At 53.0% G+C, this 26,020-nt stretch carries 22 protein-coding genes; 4 read left to right on the forward strand and 18 right to left on the reverse strand.

Annotation, left to right across the window (positions count from 1 at the left end):
• Positions 1-204: 204 nt before the first annotated feature.
• The 12 genes from ACR64Q_RS17600 to groES form a co-directional block, all read right to left on the reverse strand.
• Positions 205-1,434 (reverse strand): PepSY-associated TM helix domain-containing protein, encoded by a 1,230-nt coding sequence (locus ACR64Q_RS17600; protein ID WP_026602230.1) that lies wholly within the window; start codon positions 1,432-1,434, stop codon positions 205-207.
• Between the two features lie 209 nt (positions 1,435-1,643).
• Positions 1,644-4,133, reverse strand: a complete 2,490-nt coding sequence (locus tag ACR64Q_RS17605; protein WP_313732577.1) for a TonB-dependent siderophore receptor — start codon at positions 4,131-4,133, stop codon at positions 1,644-1,646.
• A gap of 192 nt (positions 4,134-4,325) precedes the next feature.
• Positions 4,326-5,315 (reverse strand): FecR family protein, encoded by a 990-nt coding sequence (locus tag ACR64Q_RS17610; protein WP_313732578.1) that lies wholly within the window; start codon positions 5,313-5,315, stop codon positions 4,326-4,328.
• A 90-nt stretch (positions 5,316-5,405) separates the two neighbouring features.
• On the reverse strand, positions 5,406-6,011 hold the full coding sequence (locus ACR64Q_RS17615; RefSeq protein WP_483823351.1) for a sigma-70 family RNA polymerase sigma factor: 606 nt from the start codon (positions 6,009-6,011) through the stop codon (positions 5,406-5,408).
• Between the two features lie 65 nt (positions 6,012-6,076).
• Complete coding sequence (locus tag ACR64Q_RS17620; protein WP_313732580.1) at positions 6,077-7,339, reverse strand: PepSY-associated TM helix domain-containing protein; 1,263 nt, start codon at positions 7,337-7,339, stop codon at positions 6,077-6,079.
• A gap of 350 nt (positions 7,340-7,689) precedes the next feature.
• Positions 7,690-10,149: a TonB-dependent siderophore receptor gene (locus tag ACR64Q_RS17625; RefSeq protein ID WP_313732581.1), complete on the reverse strand. Its 2,460-nt coding sequence runs from the start codon at positions 10,147-10,149 to the stop codon at positions 7,690-7,692.
• A gap of 104 nt (positions 10,150-10,253) precedes the next feature.
• Positions 10,254-11,228 (reverse strand): FecR family protein, encoded by a 975-nt coding sequence (locus ACR64Q_RS17630; protein WP_313732582.1) that lies wholly within the window; start codon positions 11,226-11,228, stop codon positions 10,254-10,256.
• Positions 11,229-11,292: 64 nt separating this feature from the next.
• Positions 11,293-11,802 (reverse strand): RNA polymerase sigma factor, encoded by a 510-nt coding sequence (locus tag ACR64Q_RS17635; RefSeq protein ID WP_313732583.1) that lies wholly within the window; start codon positions 11,800-11,802, stop codon positions 11,293-11,295.
• Positions 11,803-12,198: 396 nt separating this feature from the next.
• Positions 12,199-13,689: a glucose-6-phosphate dehydrogenase gene (gene zwf / locus ACR64Q_RS17640; RefSeq protein ID WP_020484654.1), complete on the reverse strand. Its 1,491-nt coding sequence runs from the start codon at positions 13,687-13,689 to the stop codon at positions 12,199-12,201.
• A gap of 127 nt (positions 13,690-13,816) precedes the next feature.
• Positions 13,817-14,563 (reverse strand): response regulator, encoded by a 747-nt coding sequence (locus ACR64Q_RS17645; RefSeq protein WP_026602238.1) that lies wholly within the window; start codon positions 14,561-14,563, stop codon positions 13,817-13,819.
• A gap of 177 nt (positions 14,564-14,740) precedes the next feature.
• A complete protein-coding gene (gene groL / locus ACR64Q_RS17650; RefSeq protein WP_313732584.1) occupies positions 14,741-16,381 on the reverse strand; it encodes a chaperonin GroEL in 1,641 nt (546 codons plus the stop codon).
• Positions 16,382-16,437: 56 nt separating this feature from the next.
• On the reverse strand, positions 16,438-16,725 hold the full coding sequence (gene groES, locus ACR64Q_RS17655) for a co-chaperone GroES (RefSeq protein WP_020484651.1): 288 nt from the start codon (positions 16,723-16,725) through the stop codon (positions 16,438-16,440).
• 205 nt (positions 16,726-16,930) lie between these two features.
• On the opposite strand from groES, the gene ACR64Q_RS17660 reads away from it, so the two are divergent.
• The gene (locus ACR64Q_RS17660) at positions 16,931-17,677 is read left to right on the forward strand and encodes a HesA/MoeB/ThiF family protein (protein ID WP_313732585.1); all 747 of its coding nucleotides are present in this window, start codon (positions 16,931-16,933) and stop codon (positions 17,675-17,677) included.
• A 65-nt stretch (positions 17,678-17,742) separates the two neighbouring features.
• Here the strand turns inward: ACR64Q_RS17660 and ACR64Q_RS17665 are convergent, their stop codons facing one another.
• Positions 17,743-17,949: a hypothetical protein gene (locus tag ACR64Q_RS17665; RefSeq protein WP_020484649.1), complete on the reverse strand. Its 207-nt coding sequence runs from the start codon at positions 17,947-17,949 to the stop codon at positions 17,743-17,745.
• 189 nt (positions 17,950-18,138) lie between these two features.
• Between ACR64Q_RS17665 and ACR64Q_RS17670 the strand changes: the two genes are divergently transcribed.
• Positions 18,139-20,829 carry a cation-transporting P-type ATPase gene (locus ACR64Q_RS17670; RefSeq protein WP_313732586.1) on the forward strand — a complete coding sequence of 897 codons (2,691 nt, stop codon included), beginning with the start codon at positions 18,139-18,141 and terminating at the stop codon, positions 20,827-20,829.
• Here ACR64Q_RS17670 and ACR64Q_RS17675 read toward each other — a convergent pair.
• Positions 20,800-21,420, reverse strand: coding sequence for a TetR/AcrR family transcriptional regulator (locus ACR64Q_RS17675; RefSeq protein WP_313732587.1), 621 nt, complete (start codon positions 21,418-21,420; stop codon positions 20,800-20,802). The genes ACR64Q_RS17670 and ACR64Q_RS17675 overlap by 30 nt on opposite strands.
• A 96-nt stretch (positions 21,421-21,516) precedes the next feature.
• Between ACR64Q_RS17675 and ACR64Q_RS17680 the strand changes: the two genes are divergently transcribed.
• A complete protein-coding gene (locus ACR64Q_RS17680; protein WP_313732588.1) occupies positions 21,517-21,984 on the forward strand; it encodes a nuclear transport factor 2 family protein in 468 nt (155 codons plus the stop codon).
• Positions 21,985-22,070: 86 nt separating this feature from the next.
• On the opposite strand, the gene ACR64Q_RS17685 is transcribed toward ACR64Q_RS17680, so the two are convergent.
• The 4 genes from ACR64Q_RS17685 to ACR64Q_RS17700 all read right to left on the reverse strand — a co-directional run bounded on the left by ACR64Q_RS17685 (position 22,071) and on the right by ACR64Q_RS17700 (position 25,366).
• Positions 22,071-23,300 (reverse strand): pyrophosphate--fructose-6-phosphate 1-phosphotransferase, encoded by a 1,230-nt coding sequence (locus ACR64Q_RS17685; protein ID WP_313732589.1) that lies wholly within the window; start codon positions 23,298-23,300, stop codon positions 22,071-22,073.
• A gap of 70 nt (positions 23,301-23,370) precedes the next feature.
• The gene (locus ACR64Q_RS17690) at positions 23,371-23,745 is read right to left on the reverse strand and encodes a hypothetical protein (RefSeq protein ID WP_313732590.1); all 375 of its coding nucleotides are present in this window, start codon (positions 23,743-23,745) and stop codon (positions 23,371-23,373) included.
• A 113-nt stretch (positions 23,746-23,858) separates the two neighbouring features.
• Positions 23,859-24,632 (reverse strand): alpha/beta fold hydrolase, encoded by a 774-nt coding sequence (locus tag ACR64Q_RS17695; RefSeq protein WP_026602244.1) that lies wholly within the window; start codon positions 24,630-24,632, stop codon positions 23,859-23,861.
• Positions 24,633-24,643: 11 nt separating this feature from the next.
• Positions 24,644-25,366 (reverse strand): DUF445 domain-containing protein, encoded by a 723-nt coding sequence (locus ACR64Q_RS17700; protein WP_026602245.1) that lies wholly within the window; start codon positions 25,364-25,366, stop codon positions 24,644-24,646.
• An 83-nt stretch (positions 25,367-25,449) separates the two neighbouring features.
• Between ACR64Q_RS17700 and ACR64Q_RS17705 the strand changes: the two genes are divergently transcribed.
• The gene (locus ACR64Q_RS17705) at positions 25,450-25,980 is read left to right on the forward strand and encodes a methylated-DNA--[protein]-cysteine S-methyltransferase (protein WP_231499614.1); all 531 of its coding nucleotides are present in this window, start codon (positions 25,450-25,452) and stop codon (positions 25,978-25,980) included.
• The last annotated feature ends 40 nt before the right edge of the window (positions 25,981-26,020 follow it).

Below are 26,020 nucleotides of genomic sequence, written 5' to 3' on the forward strand. Positions count from 1 at the left end.
AAGCCAGTGTTAACTGGCGATTGATCCATCAGTTGGCAGCATTGAGGGCGAAATCCCCGAAAGCGCGACGACCAAAGTGCGGCATATGACACACTTTTAAACTAGCCTCCCGCTGCGATGCGCGACTGACATGGGCAAATTCAGACATCTCTTGTTGGTCGAACATATTGCCCAATCGTTTCAGTACCTGATAACCGATTGAGTTCAGCCCTTCCGTTTGTGCCGGGTTGCGGCTTTTTGCCGCCAGCGGATCACACCGGTGACAAACAGCACCGGGCAAGCCAGTCCGGTGATAAACACCAAAATCCGCCCGGTCATACCGAAAGCTTGGCCGGAATGCAAAGGCCATTGCCAATGGGTAAAGACTTCGGCGGCTTTGGCGGTCGGCAGGCTGGGGTCGTCCAGATCCAGGACTTTGCCGTTGTATTGATCAATGACGGTGCAGCGGCGTTGCAAGATGCTGCCCGGCGCATCGACACCGTCCTGGCAAACCGTGTAGGTGTCTGTTGGCTCCACTGCACCGTAAATCCAATGTGGCCGGCCACTCGGATAACGTTGTATGGCCATCTCAACGGCTTTATCCATGCTGATGGCTGGCGCATTTGCAACGGGTGGCGCGGATTGAAACCAATGACGGTAAGTCACCGGCGAAAACAACTCTAAAACCGGCACCACATTATGCGGCAGCACCATGTAAATCCCGGAAAACAACACCGGAATCAGTACCGGCAGTGTGTAGAAACCACTAACCTTATGCAAATCGTAATTGCAGCGTACCTTGCCGGCACCCGCCTTGAACGTCAGCGCCTGCCGCCATTTGCCAGTCAGCGGCCACCAGACGATCAGGCCGGTCAGGGCGGAAATGATCAGCAATGCTGCCGAGACGCCGACGATAACGGTACTGACTCCCTCGGACCTAATCAGCAACGCATAGTGCAGTTCGAACATCAAATCAATGAAGGTGTTGGGCAACCAGTCATTGGAGTTTCGCATCAAACGCTTGCCGGTTACCCTCGCGGAGTATGGATCGACATACACTTGCCAGTTTTGGGTGACGTCCGGGCTAATAGGCAAGACATAGGACAATTGAAACGCGGCCAATTGATTGCGCGGATAGGTGGCGAAACTCAATTTGGCCATCGGCGGCATGGCGGCTCGTCCGGCGGCAAAAACTTCCGCTAACGGTTGGTAACTGGCGGTTTGTTCAGAAGGAACCACGGTCAACAGTTCGCTATTGAGCCATTCGTCTATTTCCGCGTGAAATACCAAGATACTGCCGGTGATGCCGTAGATCGACAGCAACAGGCCCAGCGTCAACCCTAGCCAGAGATGGACAGTCAACCAGCGTTGGCGCCGGGTTTTCAAAATAGTCAGGCGCTGGCTTGACGTATGGCGAAGAGTTATCACCGTTAGGTTATTGGCTTTGATGTCCATGGTTTTAGTCGAAAACAAATTTGGTCGTGCTTGCAAAGGCGGGTGGTCATCAATAGGACGTCCCAGCAAAGAAAATTTCCACGCCAATTGTCATTTGCTCAATATTTGTCCGCTCGGATGTCGCGAGCGGGTCAAGTGGATTAGCAACATAGAGGTCGAGCGTGTAAACCCGACCTGTTCAGATGTCGAATTTGCCTTGCCGGAACGAACTAAAACTCCAAGCGCACAGACCCCATGGCCGTTAGTGGCGCACCAGGGTAAATACCGACACGCGGCGGCGCATTTTGGAAAGGATCGGTGGATTCGTAATAGGTTTTATCCAGCAGATTGCGGACATTAAATTGGGTGATCAACCGGGATTTGCCAAGTTGATAGGTATAGCTGGCAAAGGCATCCAAGCGGGCATAGCCGGGTAACACAAAGGTATTGTCGTTATCGCCTTGCCGTTGTCCGGCGGCAAACATGCCCAAACCGAAGCTCAAACCGTTCAACGGTTCGTAGTGATGAATATCGTATTTGAGCCACACACTGCCGGAATGCTCCGGCACGTTATTCAGACGATGGCCTTGAAGGCCGGAAAAATCTTGGGTGATACGGGCATCGGTAAAGGCATAGTTGCCGATGATGCTGATCTCGTCGGTCAGCCGTCCGGCCATATTCAACTCAATACCTTGACTGCGCGCTTTGCCGATAGCCGCACTAGCGAACGGGTCCGGGCTGTTGAAATCACGGGTCATCAAGTTTTCTTTGGTCAAATGGTAATACGCCAAGGTCGTGGACAAGCGCTGATCGAAAAACTCGGTTTTAAACCCGGCTTCGAATTGTTCGCCGATTTCCGGATTAATCGTGGCGCCGCTGGCTGTTATGCCATTGTTGGCTCCGAAAGAAGTGGTCCAATTGCCGTAGATGCTGGCCCAGGCCCAGGGTTGATAGAGAACGCCCACCCGTGGGCTGAAACCTTCATCCCGGCGCGAAGGCAGAGCGGCGTCGGCAGTACTCGCCGAATCGCCCATTCCCACACCGGTTCTGGCCCAATCGTAACGGCCACCACCCGTGATATGCACTTTATCCCACAGGGTGATGTGATCCTGAAAATAGGCGCCATACCAATCGTCCCTATACAGATAGTGGTTAGTCCCGCCGTCGGAGGGCGTTGCCAGCGCATTGGCGTAATAGGCCGGATCTATACCGTATTGGGGATTATTAATATCTATCTCCAAACCCGGCACGGGGTCCTGATAGTTGCCGTAGAATTCATAGCTGCCGACTGCGCGCAAATAATCGACGCCAATCAAGGTTTGATGGCTGACGCCCATTAAGTTGAATTTTCCGGTCAAATCCAGATTGGTCGTATAAGTTTCGCTGTCCGATGTTTGAGAAAATATATTCCGCGCATAGCTGCGATTACCCGTACTCGGATCGAAAAACTGTTCGACGGTAAAGCCGTTAGCGGGTTTGACGGAGGTGTTTTTATCGTAAACAAACGAAGCCAGGAACCGATTCCGCAAGGTCCAGTTTTCATTGAAGGCGTGCGTTAGATTGAAGCCGAGGTTTACCTTGGAGTTCGTGTCGACAGGATCGTCGGGATCGATGAAAGAGCGGCTGACGGGAATAGGCGCCGGGCGATTGCCGATAGCAAATAAGCCTCTGTCAACCTGGGTGTCCTCGTGCAAGGCTTCCAAATCCAATGATAGCTCGGTGGCATCGCTGGGCCGCCAGGTCATGGATGGATTTACCAGCACCCGGTCATTGAAATTAAAATCCCGAAACGATTTGTTGTTTTGATAGGCGCCGGAAAAACGATAGCTCAACGACTTATCGCTGGTCATCGGTCCGGTGGCATCCCATTCGGTGCGATAAAAATCGTACGCGCCGAAACGCTGCTCCACCGAGTAATAGGCCTCGTCGCGAGGTTTTTTGGTCACCAGGTTAATTAAGCCGCCGGGCTCGATACGGCCAAACAAAACCGCCGCGGGGCCTTTCAGTACCTCGACGCTCTCAAGGTTAGCTGTTTCGTATTGAGCGCCTTCCCCGATATTCAAGCCGCTGGATATCAAGCCGTTGCGATAAACCCGGCCGTTCCTAAAGCCACGGACAATATAGGCGTTGCTTAAACCCAAGGACGATTGCGGACGTATGCTGCTGACGTTTTCCAGCGCGTCTTTAATGGTGGTGGTTTTTTGATCGTTCATCACTGCCCTGGGCACTACCTGAATCGATACCGGGGTTTCCATGATCGGCGTATCGGTTTTGGTGGCGGCGCTGGCGCTGGTGCGGTTGTAGTCCGGATTATAAGGATCGCTGTCGGCATAGCCGGATCTGCCTGTTACCGTCACCGTCGGCAAAGTCGTAGAATTAGCCGATTGCGGCTCTACCGACTTTGTCGAATTTTCCAAGGTTACCGTACCGTCACCCGCTGATTTTGCGGCCAGACCGGAGCCGTCCAATAGCTTATGTAATGCCTGTTGCGGCGTATAACGGCCTTGCACGGCATTGGCGCGCAGCCTTTCGGTCAATTGCGAGCTGAAGAACACCTTGACGCCGCTTATCTCGGAAAATTGCAGCAGGGCGTCGGCCAACGGCGCGGCCGGGATGGCAAAATTGATTTCACTCTCCGCCACGCACCAGGGGCTGGCACTTAGGGTCGCGGCAAAAAGGGTAAAACAGAGCGGGTTAACAAAGGAATAACGCTGACTCATCCGGCCTCCTGGCTTTAAATACGCTGAAAACGGCTGGCGAAGAAGGCGCACCTTCGCGGTATCCGTGTGGGTTCGTAAGCAAAGACGACGGAGCGAGTGAGTTTTATAACCCTGGTGAGAAATTTTTTTTAGCCGGAGGCCAAACGGCGCGGTTTCGCGGCCATCGACCAGAAAACACAGCGCGGCGAAAACTTATTGGCGACGTAAGATCACCAAGGCGTCGGTCAAGCGGGTTTCGCTGACAGCCAAGGTTTTTTCGATGACATTCAACGCCGCTTCCGGGTCGTCGGCGTCGAATATGCCGGTGACCAAATGCTCGGCCAGAGCCGGATCGGCGATGATTATTTTTCCGGGACGGTAGCGGTTCAGGTCATCCACCACTTGTCGCAGCGGCTTTTCCTTGAACACCAGGCGCCGTTCTTGCCAGGCACCGGCCTGCTTTAGATTGACGCTTTCCGGCAGTCCGGCTTTACCGCCAGCCGATGCAACGCGCTGGCCTGCCGCCAGACTTTCCACGGTCTCGCCATCGGCGAATGCGACGCGCACACTGTGCTCGTAGACCGTGACTTCCAGGTCGCCCTGCCATTGTTTAACATCAAAAGCCGTACCCAAGGCCCTGACCCGGCCACCACTCGTCACCACCTCGAACGGCCTGGCGGCATCGGCGGCTACCTTGAAATAAGCCTCGCCGTCGTGCAGGCGGATGACGCGTTGTCTTTCGGAAAATTCCACCGACAACGACGAAGCAGTATTCAGGATTACCGAAGAGCCGTCGCTGAGTTGAATTCGACGCTGTTCGCTGGTGCCGGTACGGAAATCGGCAAAGAAACCGGCGCTGAATGCCCAACCCAAACAAAAGGCCAGCATCAGGCAGGCGGCAATCGGCAACATCCGGAGGCTGCGCTTGGGCAGTGTTCGGGCAGGCGTTTTGTGTTGCGTTCCGTTCGAGGCCCTTACTTCCCGTTCGATTTGGTTGATTTGCGCCGGGTTTAAGCCCTCTATACAGTCAAAAAACTGCTGTGTCTGGCGCCAGGCTTCCTGATTTTCCCTGCTGGCCGCCAACCAAGCTTGCCAGCGCAGATCCTGCTCACGGTCGAAGAACGGCGATTCGCGCAAAGCCCGCCAGTATTCGGCTTGCTCATTCGCGTCGGCGTCGGGGAAAGGCGGGATGGGTTGGTTCATAAGAAGGCTGCGCCGCGGTCGGTTCGGGAATCGGATTATAAAACGCCGGCCGGATAAACATAGGCGTGTTTGCCGATAAAGGCATCCCGTTCAATCCAGGTCGCCTATCCTCTGCCGGCAATGGCGCAGGGCCTGGGTCAAATATTTGAAAATCATGGTTTGCGAAATGCTCAGCCTTTGTTCCACTTCCGCGTAGCTGCAATGCTTGAGTTTAAGCAGGACGAATACCTCCCGGCATTTGGGCGATAACTCGTCCAGCGCGGCGATTAACTGCTCCAGTTGTTGTTGCGACATGACGGTCCGTTCAACGGATAAGGCAGATTGCTCGCCGCCCTCCGCCTCGTCGTCGGCGGAGGTTTCGATGTCTCTTCCGGAATGGCGGCTGTTGCTGCGCAGATAATCGGTGGCCAGATTGGCGGCGATGCGGAAAATAAAGGCACGGGGGTTTTCGACGCGGTCTTTGCCGCCGTAGCCGGCGTAGCGGATAAACGTCTCTTGAAAAATATCCTGCGCGGCTTCCGTGCAACTGATGCGTTGCGACAGAAAACCCAATAATTCGCGGCGATGCTTATGCATCAGATCGGCAATGTCGGTGGCGGTCAATTCAAGCATGGGACAAGTAACGCAGGGCGGCCAAGGTGTGGCTTTTTGAATAGCAATATCCGCGCCCGACGGGAACTGATGGGCCCTCAGCATAGGTGAAGCCTGGAATGCTGAAGAATTTTTGCTCTAAGCTCCGCGAGGGTTAGCACCTCGATCTTTTAAACTGTGTTATTTGACTCGCTTCGGTCGCGATTAATCTTCGCAGGTAGGCTGTTTGCTCTCCGCTTTTGCAACCAGCGGATCACACCGGTGACAAATAGCGCCGGGCAAGCCAGACCGGTAATAAACACCAAAATCCGCCCGGTCATGCCGAAAGCTTGGCCGGAATGCAAAGGCCATTGCCAGTGGGTGAAAATTTCGCCCACCGCGGCTGTCGGCAGGCTGGGGTCGTCCAGATCCAGAATCTTGCCGGTGTAGCGGTCGATCACCGTGCAACGGCGCTGCAAAATACTGCCTGGCGCATAGACGCCATCCTGGCAAACCGTATAGGTTTTGGTAGGCTCGGTGGCTCCGTAAATCCAGTGTGGCCGGCCTTGCGGATACTGTTTAAAGGCAATCGCCACGGCCTGGTCCATGCCTATCGCCGGTGCATTTGGATAAGGTGGTTTGGATTGAAACCAGTAGCGATATGTCACCGGCGAGAACAACTCCAAAACCGGCACCACGTTATGCGGCAGCACCATATAAATCCCTGAGAACAGGACCGGCAACATCACCAGTGCCGAGTAAAAGCCGCTGATTTTATGCAGATCGTAATTGAAGCGCACTTTGCCGGCCCCGGATTTAAAAGTCAGCGCCTGCCGCCATTTCCCGGTCAGCGGCCACCAGACGATTATTCCGGTTAAAGTCGATATGATCAGCAATGCCGCCGAGACACCGACGACTACAGCACTGATGTCCTCGGACGGAATCAACAAGGCGTAGTGCAATTCGAACACGCAATCGATGAAGGTTGCCGGTAACCAATCGCCGGAGCGGGTCAGCAACATTTTTCCGGTCACTTGTGCCGTGTAAGGATTGACACCAACAATCCAGCGTTCATTTTCCGTGTCGGAGACTGGGAATTGGTAACGCAGCTTGAAAGCCGTGTTATCGTTGCGCGGGTAAACCGAAAACACGTGTTTGGCCGTCGGCGGCATGACGGTTTTACCGGCGGCGAAGATTTCCGCTAGCGGCCGGTATTGTCCATCCTGCGGACGTTCAATCGTCAGCAAGTCAGGATGCAGCCATTCGTCGATCTCGGCGTAGAACACCAGAAAGCTGCCGGTAATACCGTAAATCGACAGTAAAAATCCCAAGCTCAAACCCAGCCACAAGTGCACGTCCAGCCAGCGTTTGCGGCGGGCTTTCAGGCGGGACAAGGCGGAATTTTGCGGAGTCGCCGGAATGGTCGAGCGCGATGGTTGATGGATGGCGTTCATGGCGATAGTAAAACGGTCAGGTAAAGGGTGCGAAAAATATGCGAGGAAAAAACCGCCGCCTTATGAAAAATCCGATTGAGTCCATCGGCTTAGTCCGATGCATGCGGAAACCGGAAAAATCAAAAGGCGCCGATTGCTGAATAAGACGTTTTAGCCTGGGAAATCCCCTAGTCTCTTGTTTACCAGAAAGTGATTTTTGAGCCGTGCCATAGCGTATTTGTCGGTGCTGACGCTACCCGCGATGGGGCCGCATGGGTTGGGTTAGCCCGATAGAGAGTACCCTCACCCAAGCCAAACCCGTCGGGTTACGGCTGGCGCCCTAACCCGACCTACGTGACCAACAGAGCAGTTTAATACTCCAACTTAATCGAACCCATCACCGCTAACGGCTCGGCGGGCAAGTTGGTGCGGCGCGAACGTAGCACATAATACTCAGCGTCGTTGACGTTGTTGATGTTGACCTGTGTCGTTAAATTCATGTCGCCCAGTTTGCGCTTGTACGCCGCCATTAGATCCAGTCGCGCGTAGGATCTATCGAAATAGCTGTTTGCAGCATCGCCATAACGACGTCCGGAAACATAAACCCCGGCACCGACACTAAAGCCTTTCAGCAATTCACCGTCGAAGTCATACTTCAACCAAGCGCTGCCTTGATGGTTGGGCGCGAAGGGCATGCGCTTGCCGATGTTGGCGGGTGCCGTCACGTCGTCGGTAACCTTGGCGTTGGTGTAGGCATAAGTACCGATCACGCTCAAACCCTCATAAAGTTGCCCTTGCACATCAATTTCGACGCCCTTGCTGCTACCCTTGACCGGCACCTGCGCATTGATCAGATTGCTGTTGGGGTCTTGGAAAAATTGGGTTCTTTCCAAGTCGAAGTAAGCCACGCTGGCGTTGAACTTGCCGTCGAAAAACTGGGTTTTCACCCCGCCCTCGAACTGGGTAGCGTCGAATAAATCGTACAATTTGGCGCCGCCGGTATCGTAATCATTGGCCGGACCAAACGATTCGGTGAAACTGCCGAACAAGGACAACCATTTTAACGGTTGGTAAACGATGCCGACCCTGGGGCTGACCACATCGTCATTACGGGCGTCCTTGCCGGCCGGCGCCCACCAACTGAGGTCTTGCATCCGATCCACCCAATCGTAGCGGAAGCCGCCCATGATGTGCAGTTTGTCCCAAAGTGTCATTTGATCCTGAAAGTAAATGGCCTTTGAGGTGTTCTCGGTAGCGATGACGTCGTTGAACCGGGCGTTGCGGATTCGGTTTAACTGGACGTCGGAAACGGCCGCGATATTCGGGTTAAAGATGTTGATCGTGTCCACATTGCCGCTGGCAACCTCGTATTTCAGTTGACTGTTATAGTATTCGCCGCCCAGTAATACTTTGTGTTTTACACCGTAGGTTTCGAAATCGAAAGTACCGTTGACCCAAGCAGTCAGGGACTCGGCGTTTTCCGGACTAAACCAGTAATTGCGCGTGGCGTTCCCGAAGGAGTTGCCGGGGGTCTCGTTGACGCGACCGGTATAAAAGCCCTGCCAATATTTCTGGTATTGCGATGAGACTACGCCGGCGTTTAACTTGACCTGATCGTTGACGCGATGGTCTATCCGAAAGTCGACCAAATTATTGGTGGTGGAGTTTCTTAAATCCGAGCGGCCGACGAAGGCTCTGGAAATCGGAATTCGCGCCAATTGATTGCCGACCGCCGGAATACCATAGTCATAGGCGTTGTTCTCGTCGAAGTATTCGTAGGACAAGGTGAACTTGGTGTCCGCCGTGGCTTCCCAACTCAGGGTGGGCGCGAAAAAGATCCGGTCGTTACCCATGTTTTGCCGGAACGAACCAGCATCCAGATACGACATGTCCAGCCGGTAATTCAGGCCGGCTTCCTTGCTGATCGGACCGGTTGCGCTGGCTTCGGTACGATAGAAATCGTAGGAGCCGAAACGTTGTTCCAGCGAATAGTATGGCGTCGAGCTGGGTTGCTTAGTCACGGTACTGATCAAGCCGCCGGGATCGCCGAAGCCGAACAACATCGCCGATGCGCCTTTAATGACTTCCACGCGCTCAACATTGGCCAGGTCGAATTTAGTGAACGGTATGCGGATGCCGTTGCGATAGTTGACGGTGCTTTGTAGGAAACCGCGCATCACGAATTGTTCGTGGTCGCCGCCGTATGAGTGGTAGGACTGCACGCCGCTGACGTTCTTGATCGCGTCCTGTAAGCGGTAGGACTGTTGGTCGTGCAGAACCGCCTTGTTGACGACTTGAATGGAGGCAGGCGTTTCCATGATGGGCGTGTCGGTTTTGGTCGCCAACGCGGTGTTGGTGCGGGTATAACTGAGGTTATAGGGATCATCGGGGTCGAGATCGGTTTTGCCGATGACCGTCACAGCCGGCATCGTCGTAGCCGATTGCGGCTCCAACTCGGCCGTATTTTGCAGCGTGACGGTGTTGCCGCTACTGAATCGATAACTAATCCCCGACCCGGACAGTAAGCGTTTCAATGCGCCTTCCAGCGAATACTGTCCGCTGACGCCCTGCGAATCGATACCCTTCACCAACTCCGAGTTGTAAACAAACTGCACACCGGACTGTTCGGCCAGTGTGCTGAGTGCGGAGTACAAAGGCTGCGCGGCGATATTGTAGGTGCGACTTGCGCTAGTGGCGCTGAGGCTTTCGGCCTGAGCCGTCGGCAGCGTCGCAGCGGCTATCAAGCCCAGACAAAGCGGCAATGCGCCGATGGCGGATGAGCCTTTAGTTTGGGCTTTTCGCGTCCGGCTTGGGTTTCCGGTTTTTCTCATGATGTGTCCTCAGTTTGAGTGGGTTTTAGCTGAGAACGATTGGCGGCTGGCTGAGCCGTACTAAAGGATGTGTGGCAAATTGTCGCAGGCAGCAAAGCCGGCCATCAAGACTGCAAAAACACGAACGGCCCCGCTTCAACGGCCTTGATTGGCAAAGTTTGCTGCAAAGCCTTTAGCCAGACATCGATTTGCTTGATATCCACGGCGATATTCACTTCGCGTTCCGCCAGACTGTCGTCCAATAAACGGATTTGGCTGCGCCGGTAGCGGTTGATTTCGGCGATAACCTGTTTTAACGGTACGAAATTCATCAACAAGCGGCCGCGGCGCCAGGCGTCGGCGTTGCTTAATTCGACTGCTTGCGGCACGCCCAACATCTCGGTATTGAAGCTTAGTTGTTGGCCGGGTTGCAGTGTGGCGCTATCGGCTTGCGCACCGTGCGCGGACGGCCTGCTACTGCGGACTTTGCCTTGCAATAGCGTAACCGCGCCGGCTTGGCCGTCGTAACGGACGATGAAGCGGGTGCCCAACGCTTCTGTGGACGTAGAACCGGATACGACCCGAAACGGCTTGTGCTCGTCATGCGCCACGTCAAATTCGGCCTCGCCGCTCAGCAATTCAATGCGCCGCTCATTGGCATTGATTGAGACATCGATGGCGGTATCGGTATTCAGATGCGCGATGCTGCCGTCGGCCAGCGTAATTGAGGTCTGCTCGCCGATGCGGGTACGGTAGTCTGCCAGCGGATGTTGCAAGTAATCCGGATAAAAACCACTCATCACGCTCAGCAGCAGCGAAGCGGCCGCAGCCAAGCCCAATCCGCGCTTTAGCCTACGCCCTCGCCGCTGCCTTATCGCCAGCGCGCGGCGGCGTTGCCGGTCAGCGAGCAGCGGCCGCGGCAGGTGTTGCCAAAGGGTCTCGACATCACGATAGGCTTGCTCGTGTTCGGGGGTTTGCGACCGCCAGTTTTCGAACTCAGCCAATACCGTGTCATCGGCAGCACCGGACTTTAGGCGCACGTGCCAGGCAACGGCTTGTTGCTGCAAGGCTTCTCGGCGAGTTGAAGAAGTTTCGTTCATTACGGCGTTGTTTGGAGCGGGATATTTACTATAACGATCCACGGCGCTTAAATCCACACTAAGCTCATTGGCTATCAACAGCCTGCCGGCAGTGCAGCAACGCTTTTGCCAGCTGTTTTTCCACCCAACTGGTCGAGATTTTCAGTTGCTTGGCAATTTCAATATGGCTTAAACCCTCGATACGGCTTAAGTATAAAATCTCGGCGCATTGATCAGGCAAATCGGCCAGTGCCAGCTGAATGTGCCGCAATTGATCTTGCGCTTCCGCCGTCCGTTCCGGCGCTGCCGAAGCGTCGATGTCGGTTTCGTCGCCCAAATATTGATCAAGCAATTCATAACGGCGTTTTTGCGTGCGCAGATGATCGAGAGATAGATTGGATGCCACTTTAAACAGCCAGGCCTGGACTTCGATCTCACTGGCGGGAGGTGGCTTCAACAGCGTCAATCTCAAAAAAATGTCTTGAATCAGATCGGCAGCAGTGTCGTCGCAACGAATGCGCTGTCGCAAAAAACGCTGGATTTGCGGGCGGGTATTTAAAAAAATTCGGTAAATATCGTGGTCTGAAAATGCCATGCGCGAAGCCAGGCCATGCTGGAGTTAATCGTGGCATTTGGCGCAGCAAAGTTCACGCCATGACTGGATTCAGAGACTTAAACGCCTGAGAATAAGGGCTTTGTGCTGGTTCGAAAAAAAATCTGAGGCTTGGCGGTATTCATAAAACCGCGTGAAATGCCACACCCCCACGGCATTTCACGCAGTTTTGTTTTTCGTTGGCTCGAAACACTTATCAACCCGGCCCTATTTAGCACTGATATTCCGTTCGAGTTGAGCGCGTCGGAGCTCAAGCTGGTTTGCCCTTCGACAGGGTGAACGGCAGTTAAGGGTCGAGTTAATAATCCGCAAGACGGAAGAAACCGGACGCTACCGCATCATGGTAAAAATGGTTAACAGAAACCGCAGGAGCCTTTGTTACGGCTGACACTCCGGCATCAAGGAACTGCGCCAATACTGGTCTTCCTTCTCGAACAAGCGGCGGCTTTCTTCCGGTCCCCAGGAGCCGGCCGGATAGGTGGCGATATAGTCCCGCTCGGTTACCCAATTTTGCAAAATCGGGTCAACGATGCGCCAGGCATATTCCACTTCGTCAAAACGCAAAAATAGCGAACGGTCGCCTTTCATCACATCCAATAACAAATCTTCGTAAGCATCCACGCGGCGTTCGTCGGGATTGCGGAAGCTGGCATCCAGACTGGTGGTGCGAGTACGCATTTCTAAGCCCGGCTCCTTGACGGTCATTTCGATGCGGATGCATTCTTCGGGCTGAATCCCCAACAATATCCAGTTCGGCGTCATGCACTGCACATGGGTATCGCGGAAAAACTGAAACGGCGGGTGGCGAAAACAGATCGAAATCGAGGATTGGCCCTTGGCCATGCGCTTGCCGGTGCGCAAATAAAATGGCACGCCGCGCCAGCGCCAGTTGTCGATCAACAATTTCATCGCCGCATAGGTTTCGGTACTGCTGTCAGCGGGAATATTGGCTTCTTCCAGGTAGCCAACCACCTTATGACCGTCGATATTGCCTCGGGCATATTGGCCGCGAAAGGCATGTGCATGCACGGCCGATTTCGGGATCGGCCGAATGGACTTCAGCACTTTGACTTTTTCGTCGCGCAGCGATTCAGCGTCCATAGACACCGGCGGCTCCATCGCCACCAGCGTCAACAGTTGCAATAGATGGCTTTGCAACATGTCGCGCATCGCTCCGGCGCTGTCGTAATATTCGCCGCGGCTACCTATGCCCAGCTCTTCGGAGTGCGTGATCTGCACATGATCGATGTAATTTCGATTCCATAAGGGTTCCAACATGACATTGGCGAAACGAAACACCAATACGTTCTGCACCATACCTTTACCCAGATAATGGTCGATGCGGTAAATCTGGTCTTCGCTCAAGTACCGGCTGAGGCGTTTTTGCAAGGCCTGCGCACTTTCCAAATCGTAACCGAACGGTTTTTCGATCACCACTCGTCGCCAGCCATATTCTTCGTTCAGCAGTTCCACCTGGCTCAAGGACTCGATGACGTTGCCGAAATCGCTGGGACCGATGGCGAGATAGAAGGCCATATTGCGGGAAAATCGCGGCTGAGCGTTTAGCGTTTCCGCCAGGGTTTTATAGCATTCCGGCTGATCAAGATCGCCGCGATGATAATCCAGCCTTTCGGCAAAACGGTTGAATACGGCCTCGTCCAAAGGCGTATTTGCCTGTTCTAGCAGTAAGGTCTTCACTTCCGCCAGCCAAGTCGCTCTATCCCAGGGACGGCGGCCCACCGCCAGGATACGCGTACCTTCCGGCAGTTTTTTTTCCAGCTCCAGATGATAGAAGCCGGGCATCAGCTTCAGCCGCGCCAAATTGCCGGTAGCACCGAAAATGACGTAAGTGCAGGGGTCTGTATTCATAAAAGCTACCTTGTCTTTACTTTGCAATATAGGGTGCAGTTTGCATCATTTGTGCGGGCGCGTCGAACTGGAAAGCGCGGCAGTCGCTAAAAGTGGCCAAGTTAAAACCACGCCAGATTCACCTTGGTCATAGTATGCAGCCATCGTCACCCAGATATTTCAGAACTTGATCCTGATTATCCAAAAGCCGAACCAGCTTAATTTTCATCGTACTAAAGCGCTGGCGCACCAACTCTGCGTCGGCTTGTGCCAATGCTTTTTGCAAGTTCTCGACGACCGCCAGGCAGTCGGCAAAATCGTAAAAACAAAAGGTGCCATGCAGTTTATGGTTCAACTCCCAAGCCTGTTGCAGCAAGCCATTGTCCACGGCCTTCTCGATCTCAAGTATTAATCCCGGCAACTGCTCAAATAATTTGACCATCAGGACTTGGCTCAACTGCTTATTATCCTGGGCTTTACGCAAAAGTTGCCCGGCATAATACTCGGCATTCACTGGCTCATGTTGCCGCCAACGCACCAGCAATTGCTCCAACTGGTAAAGGCGGACCGGTTTGACCAGACATTCGTTAAACCCGGCTGCAATCGCCCGTTCCTGCTGCTGATTTTGCGCGTGAGCCGTGACGGCGACTGCCGGCGTTTGCCGATTGTAGTTTTCGGTGCCGCGCAAATTTACGGCGACATCGAAACCACTCAAAAACGGCATATTTACATCCAGGAAGATGAAGTCGTAGCGGCGTTTTTGCAATAATTGCCAGGCCTCCCGCCCGTCTTTTGCCGACGTGATATTCGTCGTCCAGTATTCCAACTGCTCGCGCAATAGCCATAGATTGATTTCATTGTCGTCGGCAATCAGAATCGAAAAATCGTTGGTCATGGTTAATAGCTTCGAGCTGAGAATAATTTCCTGATACCGTTATCGAATGTTTCGCAGCAAAAATCAATCTATGGCATGGCAATACATCGTAAAACGTTCCACACCAAAAGCGCTAGGCAATAAAAAACCCCGGCACCTCGCGGCAACCGGGGTTTTCTGGCCGAGGCCGAACGGCGATTACATCATGCCGCCCATACCGCCCATGCCGCCCATATCAGGCATTGCAGGGGCTTTGTTGTCGGCTGGCGCATCGGCGATCATTACTTCGGTAGTGATCATCAAACCGGCAACCGAAGCTGCATTTTGCAAGGCAGAACGGGTGACTTTCGCAGGGTCCAAAATACCCATTGCGATCATGTCGCCGTATTCGCCGGTTGCCGCGTTGTAACCGAAGTTACCGGTGCCTTTTTTGACTTCATTTAAGACCACAGAGGCTTCGTCACCAGCATTGCTGACGATTTGGCGCAAAGGTTCTTCCATCGCCCGGCGCAGAATGCTGACACCCACATCTTGATCGTGGTTGATGCCTTTCAAGCCTTCCAGCGCAGATAATGCACGGATCAGCGCGGTACCGCCACCGGCCACCACACCTTCTTCAACCGCAGCGCGAGTTGAATGCAGCGCGTCTTCAACACGCGCTTTCTTCTCTTTCATTTCCACTTCGGTCGCAGCGCCAACTTTAATAACCGCTACGCCGCCAGCCAATTTGGCCAAACGTTCTTGCAGTTTTTCACGATCGTAATCGGAGGTTGCTTCATCGGCTTGAGCGCGGATTTGTGCAACACGGCCTTTGATTTGATCTTCGTTACCCGCACCGTCGATGATGGTGGTGTTTTCTTTGTTGATTTGGACACGTTTTGCAGTACCCAATTGACTAACGTCAGCTTTTTCCAAAGACAGACCTACTTCTTCAGAAATTACGACGCCACCGGTCAGAACCGCGATGTCTTCCAGCATGGCTTTACGACGATCGCCAAAGCCTGGGGCTTTAACAGCGGCGACTTTAACGATGCCGCGCATGTTGTTAACAACCAGAGTTGCCAAGGCTTCGCCTTCGACATCTTCAGAAATGATCAACAAGGAACGGCCTGATTTAGCTACGCCTTCCAGAATCGGTAACAATTCGCGGATGTTGGAGATTTTTTTGTCGTACAACAGGACAAACGGGTCGTCCAGTTCTACGCTCATGCTTTCTTGTTTATTGATGAAGTAAGGAGACAGGTAGCCACGGTCGAACTGCATACCTTCAACCACATCCAGATCGTTTTCCAGACCGGTGCCTTCTTCAACGGTGATAACACCTTCTTTACCGACTTTTTCCATCGCTTCGGCAATGATTCTACCGACAGACTCGTCAGAGTTTGCAGAGATGGTACCTACTTGGGCGATAGCTTTGTTGTCTGTGCAAGGTGTTGATGCGTTTTGAATCGCTGCCACCGCTGCAGTAACAGCTAAGTCAATACCGCGTTTCAAGTCCATTGGGTTCATACCCGCTGCGACTGATTTCAAACCTTCGTTAACAATGGCTTGAGCCAAAACGGTCGCAGTTGTAGTACCGTCGCCGGCTACATCAGAAGTTTTAGAAGCAACTTCTTTAACCATTTGCGCGCCCATGTTTTCGAATTTGTCTTTCAATTCGATTTCTTTCGCAACCGATACACCGTCTTTGGTGATGGTTGGCGCGCCAAAGCTTTTATCCAACACAGCGTTACGGCCTTTAGGACCCAAAGTAACTTTTACTGCGTTAGCCAGAACGTTAACGCCTTGCACCATCAGTGCACGAGCGTCGCCACCAAATTTTACGTCTTTTGCTGCCATTTCTTATTCCTGAGATATTGGTTAAATTGAAAAAGAGTGTGTCGAACGAATTGGGATTAACCCAAAACACCCATGATGTCTTCTTCGCGCATGACGATGTATTGCTCGCCATCGACTTTAACTTCGGTGCCGGAATATTTGCCGAACAACACTCTGTCGCCAACTTTAACTTCCAGGGCACGTACTTGGCCGTTATCTAACGGTTTACCTGAACCGACTGCTAAAACTTCACCTTCGCTTGGTTTTTCTGCAGCTGAACCGGGCAGCACGATGCCACCAGCGGTTTTGGTTTCTTCCTCAACGCGTTTTACGACGATACGGTCATGTAACGGACGAATTTTCATCAATGTCTCCTTAATGTAGATAAAGTTAAAGGTTAAAAACTTAATAAAGCTATTTAAAAAACAGCTACCCCTTACGGAAGAAGCGAGCTTTTAAGCGGCCTCAAGTTTATTAGCACTCTCTAGCAACGAGTGCTAATAATATCCGGCTTTTGCACTCTGTCAAGCTCTTTGGCATCATCTGCGCCTCACTCAAGCCATGCAAACTATGAACGACGAACAATTACTCCGTTACAGCCGGCAAATCATGCTGCCGCAAATCGATATTGCCGGTCAGCAAAAATTGCTCGATGCCAAAGTATTAATCGTCGGCGCCGGCGGTTTGGGCTCGCCTGCCTCTATGTATCTGGCCGCGGCCGGTGTCGGCCAGATCACCGTTTACGACGACGACCAGGTCGATTTGACCAATTTGCAACGGCAGATTGCTCACAACACAGCCGATATAGGGTTGGATAAAGTTATTTCAACCCAGCAGACTTTGGAAAAAATTAATCCGGGCGTAAAAGTATTTGCTCGCAAACAGCGATTAGCCGGCGAACAGCTACTGGCAGAAGTGGCGGACACCGACGTGGTGCTGGACTGTAGCGATAATTTCACCACCCGCTTTGCCATCAATAAGGCTTGCGTAGACCAACAAACCCCATTGGTATCTGGCGCGGCGATCCGCTTCGAGGGTCAAGTCAGCGTATTTACACCCGGCTTAAACGATAGCCCGTGCTATAACTGCCTCTATCAAAGCGATGGCGAGGAATTGCAAAATTGCGCCCGCAATGGCGTGATTGCTCCTATCACCGGCATCGTCGGCAGCATACAGGCCTTGGAAACGATAAAGCTGATAGTCAACACCGGCAGCACATTGACGGGCCGCTTACTGTTGCTGGACGGACTGAGTATGGAATGGCACAGCATGCGCTTGAAGAAAAACCCAAATTGCCCAAGCTGCGGCTCGAAATAAGCTAATCCGCACAAAAAAGCCGGGCTGGCCCCGGCTTTCTATGACTGACGAACAAAAGCGCTAATTTAATTTTTACCCAGCTTGCCTTTAACCATCAGAATGGCTTTACTGACATTTCTCAATAGCGCCGAATCGCTATCGCCGTGCGGCTCGATGTCGCCAAACGGCTCGCCATTCTTCATGGTATACATGTAAATGAAATACCCTAACGGTGCGAAAGCGAAGATGGCAATAATCAACATCAACACCATTAATTCGATAACTCCGCCCATAAATACCTCTAACTATTTGTTTTTATTTTAATTTAGAATGAGATCATAGACCTCGGGTATGGACTATAACCCCATACCTTTTAGGGAACAAGTACAAAATACTGTTTGTCAATTCATGGGTTTAGCCACTGACCTATTTGCCCCTGGGCCAACTACGCCAACGCCGTTTTCAACCATCAATCTGAGCATATGGACAATTACCCTAAAGCCGACTGGCACAGCCAAACGCCGGAAACTGTATTAACGCATTTTGGCGTAGAACTGGGGCAAGGCCTGAGTGATGGAGAAGCGCAAAAACGCCTAGCGGCAAAAGGCGCAAACCGTCTGACTGCTCGCCGTGGCAAAGGCCCCTTGCTTTTATTACTGGCGCAATTTCATCAGCCCTTGATCTACATCCTGCTGTTTTCCGCTGCCACCACCGCGTTCCTGGAGGAATGGACAGACAGCAGTGTCATCTTCGGTGTCGTCATCATCAATGCTGTAATCGGCTTCATCCAGGAAGCCAACGCGCTGAAAGCGATTAACGCGCTGGCGCAGACCTTGAACATCAGCAGCAATGTCCTGCGCGACGGCAAACGCCGGAGTATCGCCGCCGCGGAATTAGTGCCCGGCGACTTGGTGTTCCTGCAATCCGGCGACAAGGTACCGGCGGATTTGCGCCTGTTGCAAAGCCGCGAACTGAAAATCGACGAGTCCGCACTCACCGGCGAATCTGTACCCGTGGAAAAACAGGCGCAAACCCTGCCCTCAGCTACGTTATTGGCTGATCGCGCCAATATGGCGTATTCCTCGACACTGGTCAGTTACGGCAGCGGACTGGCCGTAGTCGTCAGCACCGGCGACAACACCGAGATTGGCCGCATCAACAAGCTGATCGGCAGCGCCGAACCACTGGAAACGCCGCTAACCGTAAAAATGAGCCAATTCAGTCAATTGTTGCTCTGGGTCATCGTCGGCTGCGCGGCGGTAACCTTTGCGGTGGGTGTTTGGCGCGGCGAAACCATGCTGAATATGTTCATGGCTTCGGTGGCGCTGGCAGTTGGCGCCATCCCGGAAGGCCTGCCGGCCGCGTTGACCATTACCCTGGCTATCGGCGTCTCGCGGATGGCCAAGCGCAATGCCATCATTCGCAAACTGCCGGCGGTGGAAACACTGGGCAGTACCACGGTGATCTGTTCGGACAAGACCGGCACCTTGACGCAAAACCAAATGACCGTGCAATTCGTGCAGGCCGGCGGTGAAGTATTCGAGGTCAGCGGCAGCGGCTACACGCCGGACGGCGAATTCAGCAGTAATAGACAAGCGGTCAACCCAACCCAAAAACCGACATTATTGGAATGTCTAAAAGCCGGACTGCTTTGCAACGACGCCCGATTAATCGCCGACGCCGACAGCTGGCGTATCGAAGGCGATCCTACCGAAGCCGCCTTGTTGGTAGCCGCCCACAAAGCCGGTCTGCATCAAGCCAGCGTCAGCGGCGATCATCCGCGTCTGGACGCGATTCCTTTCGAATCGGAACACCAATTCATGGCAACGCTGCACCACGATCTAGCCGCGGATGCCCGGCATATTTATTTGAAAGGTTCCCTGGAAAGCCTGTTGCAGCGCTGCGACAACGCCTTCTCCGCCGACATGCAATTGGTGCCGCTGGATAAAAATCGTCTGAGCCAACAAGCCGAAGCATTTGCCGCACAAGGCTTGAGAGTCCTGGCCTTTGCACGCGCAGAGCACAATGACGATGCCGTTGAACACCGCGAAGTGGGTGGCGGCCTGACTTTTCTGGGCTTGCAAGCCATGATCGACCCCCCCCGCCCCGAGGCTGCCAGAGCCATTGCCGCCTGTTATAAGGCCGGTATCTCGGTGAAAATGATCACCGGCGACCATCCAGTCACCGCGCTGGCCATCGCCAAGCAGCTGAGTATGCGCCACACCGAACGCGTAATCAGCGGCGCCGAACTGCAAAACTACAGCGAGGCCGACTATCGCAAACACGTCAAGGACTGCGATGTATTCGCCCGCATCGCGCCGGAGCAAAAATTGCAATTGGTGCAAGCGCTGCAAGCCAACGGTCACGTGGTAGCCATGACCGGGGACGGCGTCAACGATGCCCCGGCACTGCGGCAAGCCAACATCGGCGTGGCGATGGGCATGGGCGGCACCGAAGTCGCCAAAGAAGCCGCAGCCATGGTATTGACTGACGACCACTTCGCTACCATCGAAGCGGCGGTAGAGGAAGGTCGCGGCGTGTTCGACAATCTGGTGAAATTCATCGCCTGGACCTTGCCGACCAATCTCGGCGAGGGTCTGGTGATTACTGCCGCCGTATTCGCCAATGTCGCCCTGCCTATCACCCCTCTGCAAATTCTGTGGATCAATATGACCACTGCGGTGTTACTGGGCTTGATGCTGGCTTTCGAACCCAAGGAACCGGGCTTGATGCTGCGTAAGCCGCGTAACCGCAAACAACCGATCTTGACCAAACACCTGATGTTTCGTATTTGTCTGGTCGGCTTTTTATTGCTTGCAGGCGCGTTCGGGCTGTTCGAATGGGAACTATCACACAACGAAACCCTGGCCAAAGCCCGCACCGTAGCGGTCAACGTGTTTGTGTTCGGTTCGTTGTTTTATCTATTCAACTGCCGCTCGCTAAATTATTCGATGTTCCGCGTCGGCGTATTTTCCAATCTATGGCTGATTTTTGGCGTGGTCAGCATGACCCTGCTGCAACTGCTGTTTACCTACTGGCCACCGATGCAGGCCTTGTTCGGCAGCGCGGCAATCGGGCGTGACGAGTGGCTGTTGATTTTGGGGGTTAGCGTAGTCATTTACGCGGCGATAGGGCTGGAAAAGCTAATCGTTCGGCGTTTGAGGCGACATTGATCCGGCAAACGCGTCGAGCGCTGCCAATAGCGTCTCCAAGCTTGTTAGGGACTGCTTATCCAGCGCATCTTGTGATTCCAACTGCGCTTTGACTATGGCGCCGTCGATCGCCACCGCAGCCGCATTTGCCAACTGCTGCCGGTTTGGGGCATCCGGCAATAGCTCGGTAATCACCCGCACCATATCCTGTTTGTGCTGTTGGCAGATGTCCAGCACATCGGGTAATACACCACCTAATTCGGCAACAGTATTGATAAACGCGCAGCCACGATAAATCGGTTTGCGAAACCATTCTGCCATAGTCGCCACCAGCGGCATCAATCCCGCACCCGCTCGCCCGCCGTGACGCTGTAAGGCGTCGTTAAACCAGGCCATCCACAGGTCGTGCCGGTAATCCAAAAACGCCCGGATCAAATCGTTTTTGCTGGGGAAATACCGATAGAACGTCACTTTCGTCACGCCAGACTCGGCGATCACTTTGTCGATACCGGTGGCGCGAATACCGTCGCGATAAAACAGATCATGCGCCGTCAGGAGGATACGCTCGCGTGGCGGTCGGTCCGAAAGATTAGTTGGGGAATCAGAGCTCATTTTTCGATTCTAGACAAGTCTGTCTACAATTGCTACCATCGCAAAATGTAGACGAACCTGTCTACATGTTTTATCAACCCGTTCAGGAGCTCAACAATGGACAGCAAACCGCCTTTACCGCCATTTACCGCCGAAACCGCCGCGCAAAAAGTCCGCATGGCCGAAGATGCCTGGAATAGCCGCGATCCAGATCGCGTCGTCCAGGTCTATACCGAAGATAGTCGTTGGCGCAATCGCGCCGAGTTTCCGGTGGGTCACGCACAAATCCGCGAATTTTTACAACGCAAGTGGGCCAAGGAATTGGATTACCGGCTGATCAAAGAGTTGTGGGCTTATACCGACAACCGGATCGCGGTGCGTTTTGCTTACGAGTGGCATGACGACGCCGGCAACTGGTTTCGCAGCTACGGCAACGAGAATTGGGAGTTTAACGAATACGGATTGATGCAGCGCCGCTTTGCCAGCATCAACGATTTACCGATTAAGACCGATGACCGCTTATTCCATTGGCCGTTGGGCCGGCGACCGGACGATCATGCCAGTTTAACAGAATTGGGCTTGTGAAATTTGCCGGTAGGGGCGAATTTATTCGCCCTCTATAAACAAAAAAGGGCGGATAAATCCGCCCCTGTGATCAAGCCAAAAACGTATTAATGACTAACTTCGACTTTGCCGCCTTTTTTCTGGCCGATGGCCGCCAGCGTTTCGGTGAACCAGTCGGTATCGATATTGAACGGCTTGCCGCCTTTGATACGTGGAAACTCGATAGCGCGCAATACGTTGCCGTTATCTTCGTCATGACCCATGACGCCGGATTCACGGCGGAAGGCACATTCCACTGCCAAGTCGGCGCATGATTTGATCAGACGCATGTCATCAACGTTGGCTGCGGCAGCGCGGGCAAAGTAACCTGATTTTTGTACCAGGGTTTTTTCCGCACCGATCATTTGCGCAAATTGCTCGCCGAACCATTTGCCCGGATTAACCGCATCCAATTTAATGTGGCCGAATGCATCACGCGGCACTTCTTGGCCTTTAGCTTGCAATTCGGCGACGATGGCCTCAACGCCGGCGCCTTCAGAAACGAAGATATTGACGCAATCGACTTTATCCATCACCGCGCGTAAACGCGCCGCTTCGGCTTCTAAATCGATAGCCATTTCCGGCACAAACACCGCGTGGACTTCATACGATTCGCGGCTCAAACCTAACTCAGGCAACCACTCGGCGCGATCCAGTAATTTGCGATATTCCTGCGCAGTCGCGGCGGTCAACCAGCCGCAGTTACGGCCCATCACTTCGTGAACGATCAACATGCGTGGGTTGGAATTGTTTTCAGCCACCACGTTCATGAAGTAACGTGCGCCCTGTTCGGCGGCGGTCCAGGCACCCAGGGATTGCTTGATCGGGAATACGTCGTTATCGACGGTTTTCGGCAAACCGATCACGGTCAAGCCGTAGTTGTTTTTGGCTAGAAACGCCGCCAAATCAGCAGCGGCAGTATTGGTGTCATCGCCGCCGATAGTGTGCAGAATATCAACGCCGTCTTTGATTAATTGGTCCGCCGCGACTTTTTGTGGATCTTCGCCTTCTTTCACCAAGCCGCGTTTCACGCAGTCTTTGATATTGGTCAGTTTGACGCGGCTGTTACCGATCACTGAACCGCCGAAACGTTGCAGCAAGCCGGCTTTGGCGCGTACCTCAGCGGTTACTGGGTAGGAGTCGCCGAGCAGCAGACCTTTGTAGCCGCCGCGATAGCAAATAATTTCGATACTGGGATCAATTTCTGTGTAGCGTTCAATCAGGCTGCCGATAGCGGAGTTCAGGCAAGGCGCCAAACCGCCGGCCGTGAGGATTGCAACTTTTTTGGGTTTGTTCATGAGCGTTTCGAATAAAAAGTTAAGAAAAAAGTGATGGCTCGGCGTACCAACCATCAGCTATCGCCGCGTCTTAGCGCCGGCGTTGCGATCCCTTTTGCCGCAACACTCGCCAAAACGGTGCAAGCCGCGCGATTCTAACACAAGCTTTTCTTTTATCAGGCAATGTTCGATGATCGCTCAACTCACCCAGCTTAACTGGCTGCGCCACAAACACTACCGAAGCAAAATCCAGCGGCGCGGAAACATGAATAAACGCCGAATAGGTTAACGGCTCGACATCGGTCGTAGTGATACTAACTTTGGTGTGTTCGCCGCAATCGCTGACTGATAGCGACAAATAATCGCTGAGCCCGTGCTCGGACTGAGTGAGTAACAAATCCTCAAGTGGCACCGCAAGCTTGCCGCGTCTGACACCTTGAGTTTGTTGAGATGAATTGACTGTCATGATGTACCTACTCCGCACTGAACTAGCTAAATAGCGGTGGTAAGCTTATCGTCATTCCGATTTCTGACCAGTGTACCAAGGTTCTAAATCAACCTAGATCAAGGACTTAAGCGCTACGCGGCAAGCAACCAATCCTCAACCAAGCGACAAAACGCGTCCGGCTCTTCAACGTAAAGCCAATGGCCGGTATCTGGAATTTTCGCGATTTTGGCTTGCGGAAACACCGCATAAATCGCCTCTTCATCCAGATATTTTGAGTTTCCACCACCAATAAATAAAACCGGCCGGAAAAATCGGCTGTTACCTACATCCGGAAAACCGACGATGTGATGGGCATTTCTTTGAATAATATCCAGATTGATCCGCCAGTAGTAATTGCCGTCTTTCAACAGCAAGTTTTGCAATAAAAACTGCCGGTAAGCAAGATCGGGAACCGCTTCCGCTAGCGCCTCTTCCGCTTGCTTACGATTACCAATGCTATCGACCGGTAAACGACTAAGGGCATCGACCAGATCGTCGAAGCTATGCTGATAACTGACCGGGGCGATGTCGGCAACGATCAAACCGGCAACCCGCTCCGGATAATGCAGCGCAAACCACATCACCGCCTTACCGCCCATGCTATGACCGAGCAGGTGCGCGCTTGCTATACCATGATCATCCATGAAAGCCAACAGATCGGCGGCCATGCTGGGATAATCCAGCACCTCGGCATGCGGCGAACTGCCATGATTGCGCATATCCAACACATAAACATGTTGCTGCTCGGCCAGGCGTTTGGCCACGGAGCGCCAGTTACGCGAGGCGGCCAGAAAACCATGCACAATGAGTAATGGTGTGCCGCCGGGCTCCCCGAAACTATCGTAAGCCAGTTCGATGGTGGTCATCGTCACTCCGCTCAAGCAAAGCCGAAAATTGCGCCCAACACCCCGCCGAACACGCCTCCCCACACGACCAACCACCCCAAATGCTGCTTGATGATGGACTGCACCATTTCTTTGACCAATTGCGGCGTTAGTTCGCTCAAACGCCTATCGATCACCATTTCGATTTTGCCGGTCAAATCCTCGCCAATCTTGTGCGCATTCAACCCGTGCTGCAAAGCGTGTTTAAACCGTTCGGACTCCACCATTTCCGATAGGGTGTGCTGCATTTTTTCGGTAAAGGGTTGTTTTAGCGGCAATAACGCCTCTTCGCCGCCCATCATCAACAACATGCCGCCAAACGACGAAGCCATGATCGACGACACCAAGCCTTCATAGACTTTGTCATAATCGACCGCGTTTAACAAAGGTTGCAGATTCAGAATCCGCCCTCCTTGTTGCTCTTCTCTTTCGATGAACTGTTCGATGTTTTCGACGGTAAAAAACTGCTGCATCATCAAGGCCTTGATCGATGCTTTAAACTCTTCGAAGCGCGCCGGGATAATCCCCGATCCATATAAGAACGGCACTTTTTCGAACAGCATATGAATGGCCAACCAGTTGGTAATTGCCCCGGAAAACGCAAAAAAACCGATCGCTTTCAAAGTTTCCGGATAAAACGGGCTGACATAGCCGGCAGCGATAATCAACAGGGAGATAAAATTGGTTAAAAAGCTTTGGTTTAGTAATTTTTTCATTCTTTTGTTAAGTAACATGCGAACAGCAAATTTTGCCAAACACTGTTGCCGTAGGCCAGCATAAATTGGGACTAGATATGAACATGACTATTTCTCCGAATCATCACGGTGAACCCGGTAGCCAAATTCGATTTGCAACCGGGATATGTCCGTTGGGCTGGCTGCTTGTGGCTGTAAAACCAAGCGGCGTTTGCGCAATTGCCTTGGGCGATGCTCCGGATAAACTGACGACAGCCTTCCAGGACAAATATCCCGAAGCGGAATATATAGACGTCTCCCCCGAATTAGAACGCATTTTCGCCAAATTACGAAAATTTATCGACATACCAGAGCTGGGACTGGAGTTAATTTTAGATACTGGAGGAACACCGTTCCAACAGCGCGTTTGGCAGGCATTACGGGAAATCCCTGTCGGCGCCACCGCTAGTTACAGCGAAATTGCCCGGCGCATAGGTTCGCCGAATTCGGCGCGTGCGGTGGCGAGCGCTTGCGCTGCCAATCCTTTGGCCATAGCAATACCATGCCACCGGGTATTAAGCATTGACGGAAAATTATCGGGCTATCGCTGGGGCTTGGAACGCAAAGCAGCGTTATTACACAGGGAGTTGCTGTAAATCGAAAGCAGATGGTAGAACTATAATCCGAAAATCGGCG

Source organism: Methylomonas sp. 2F7 (assembly GCF_057126975.1).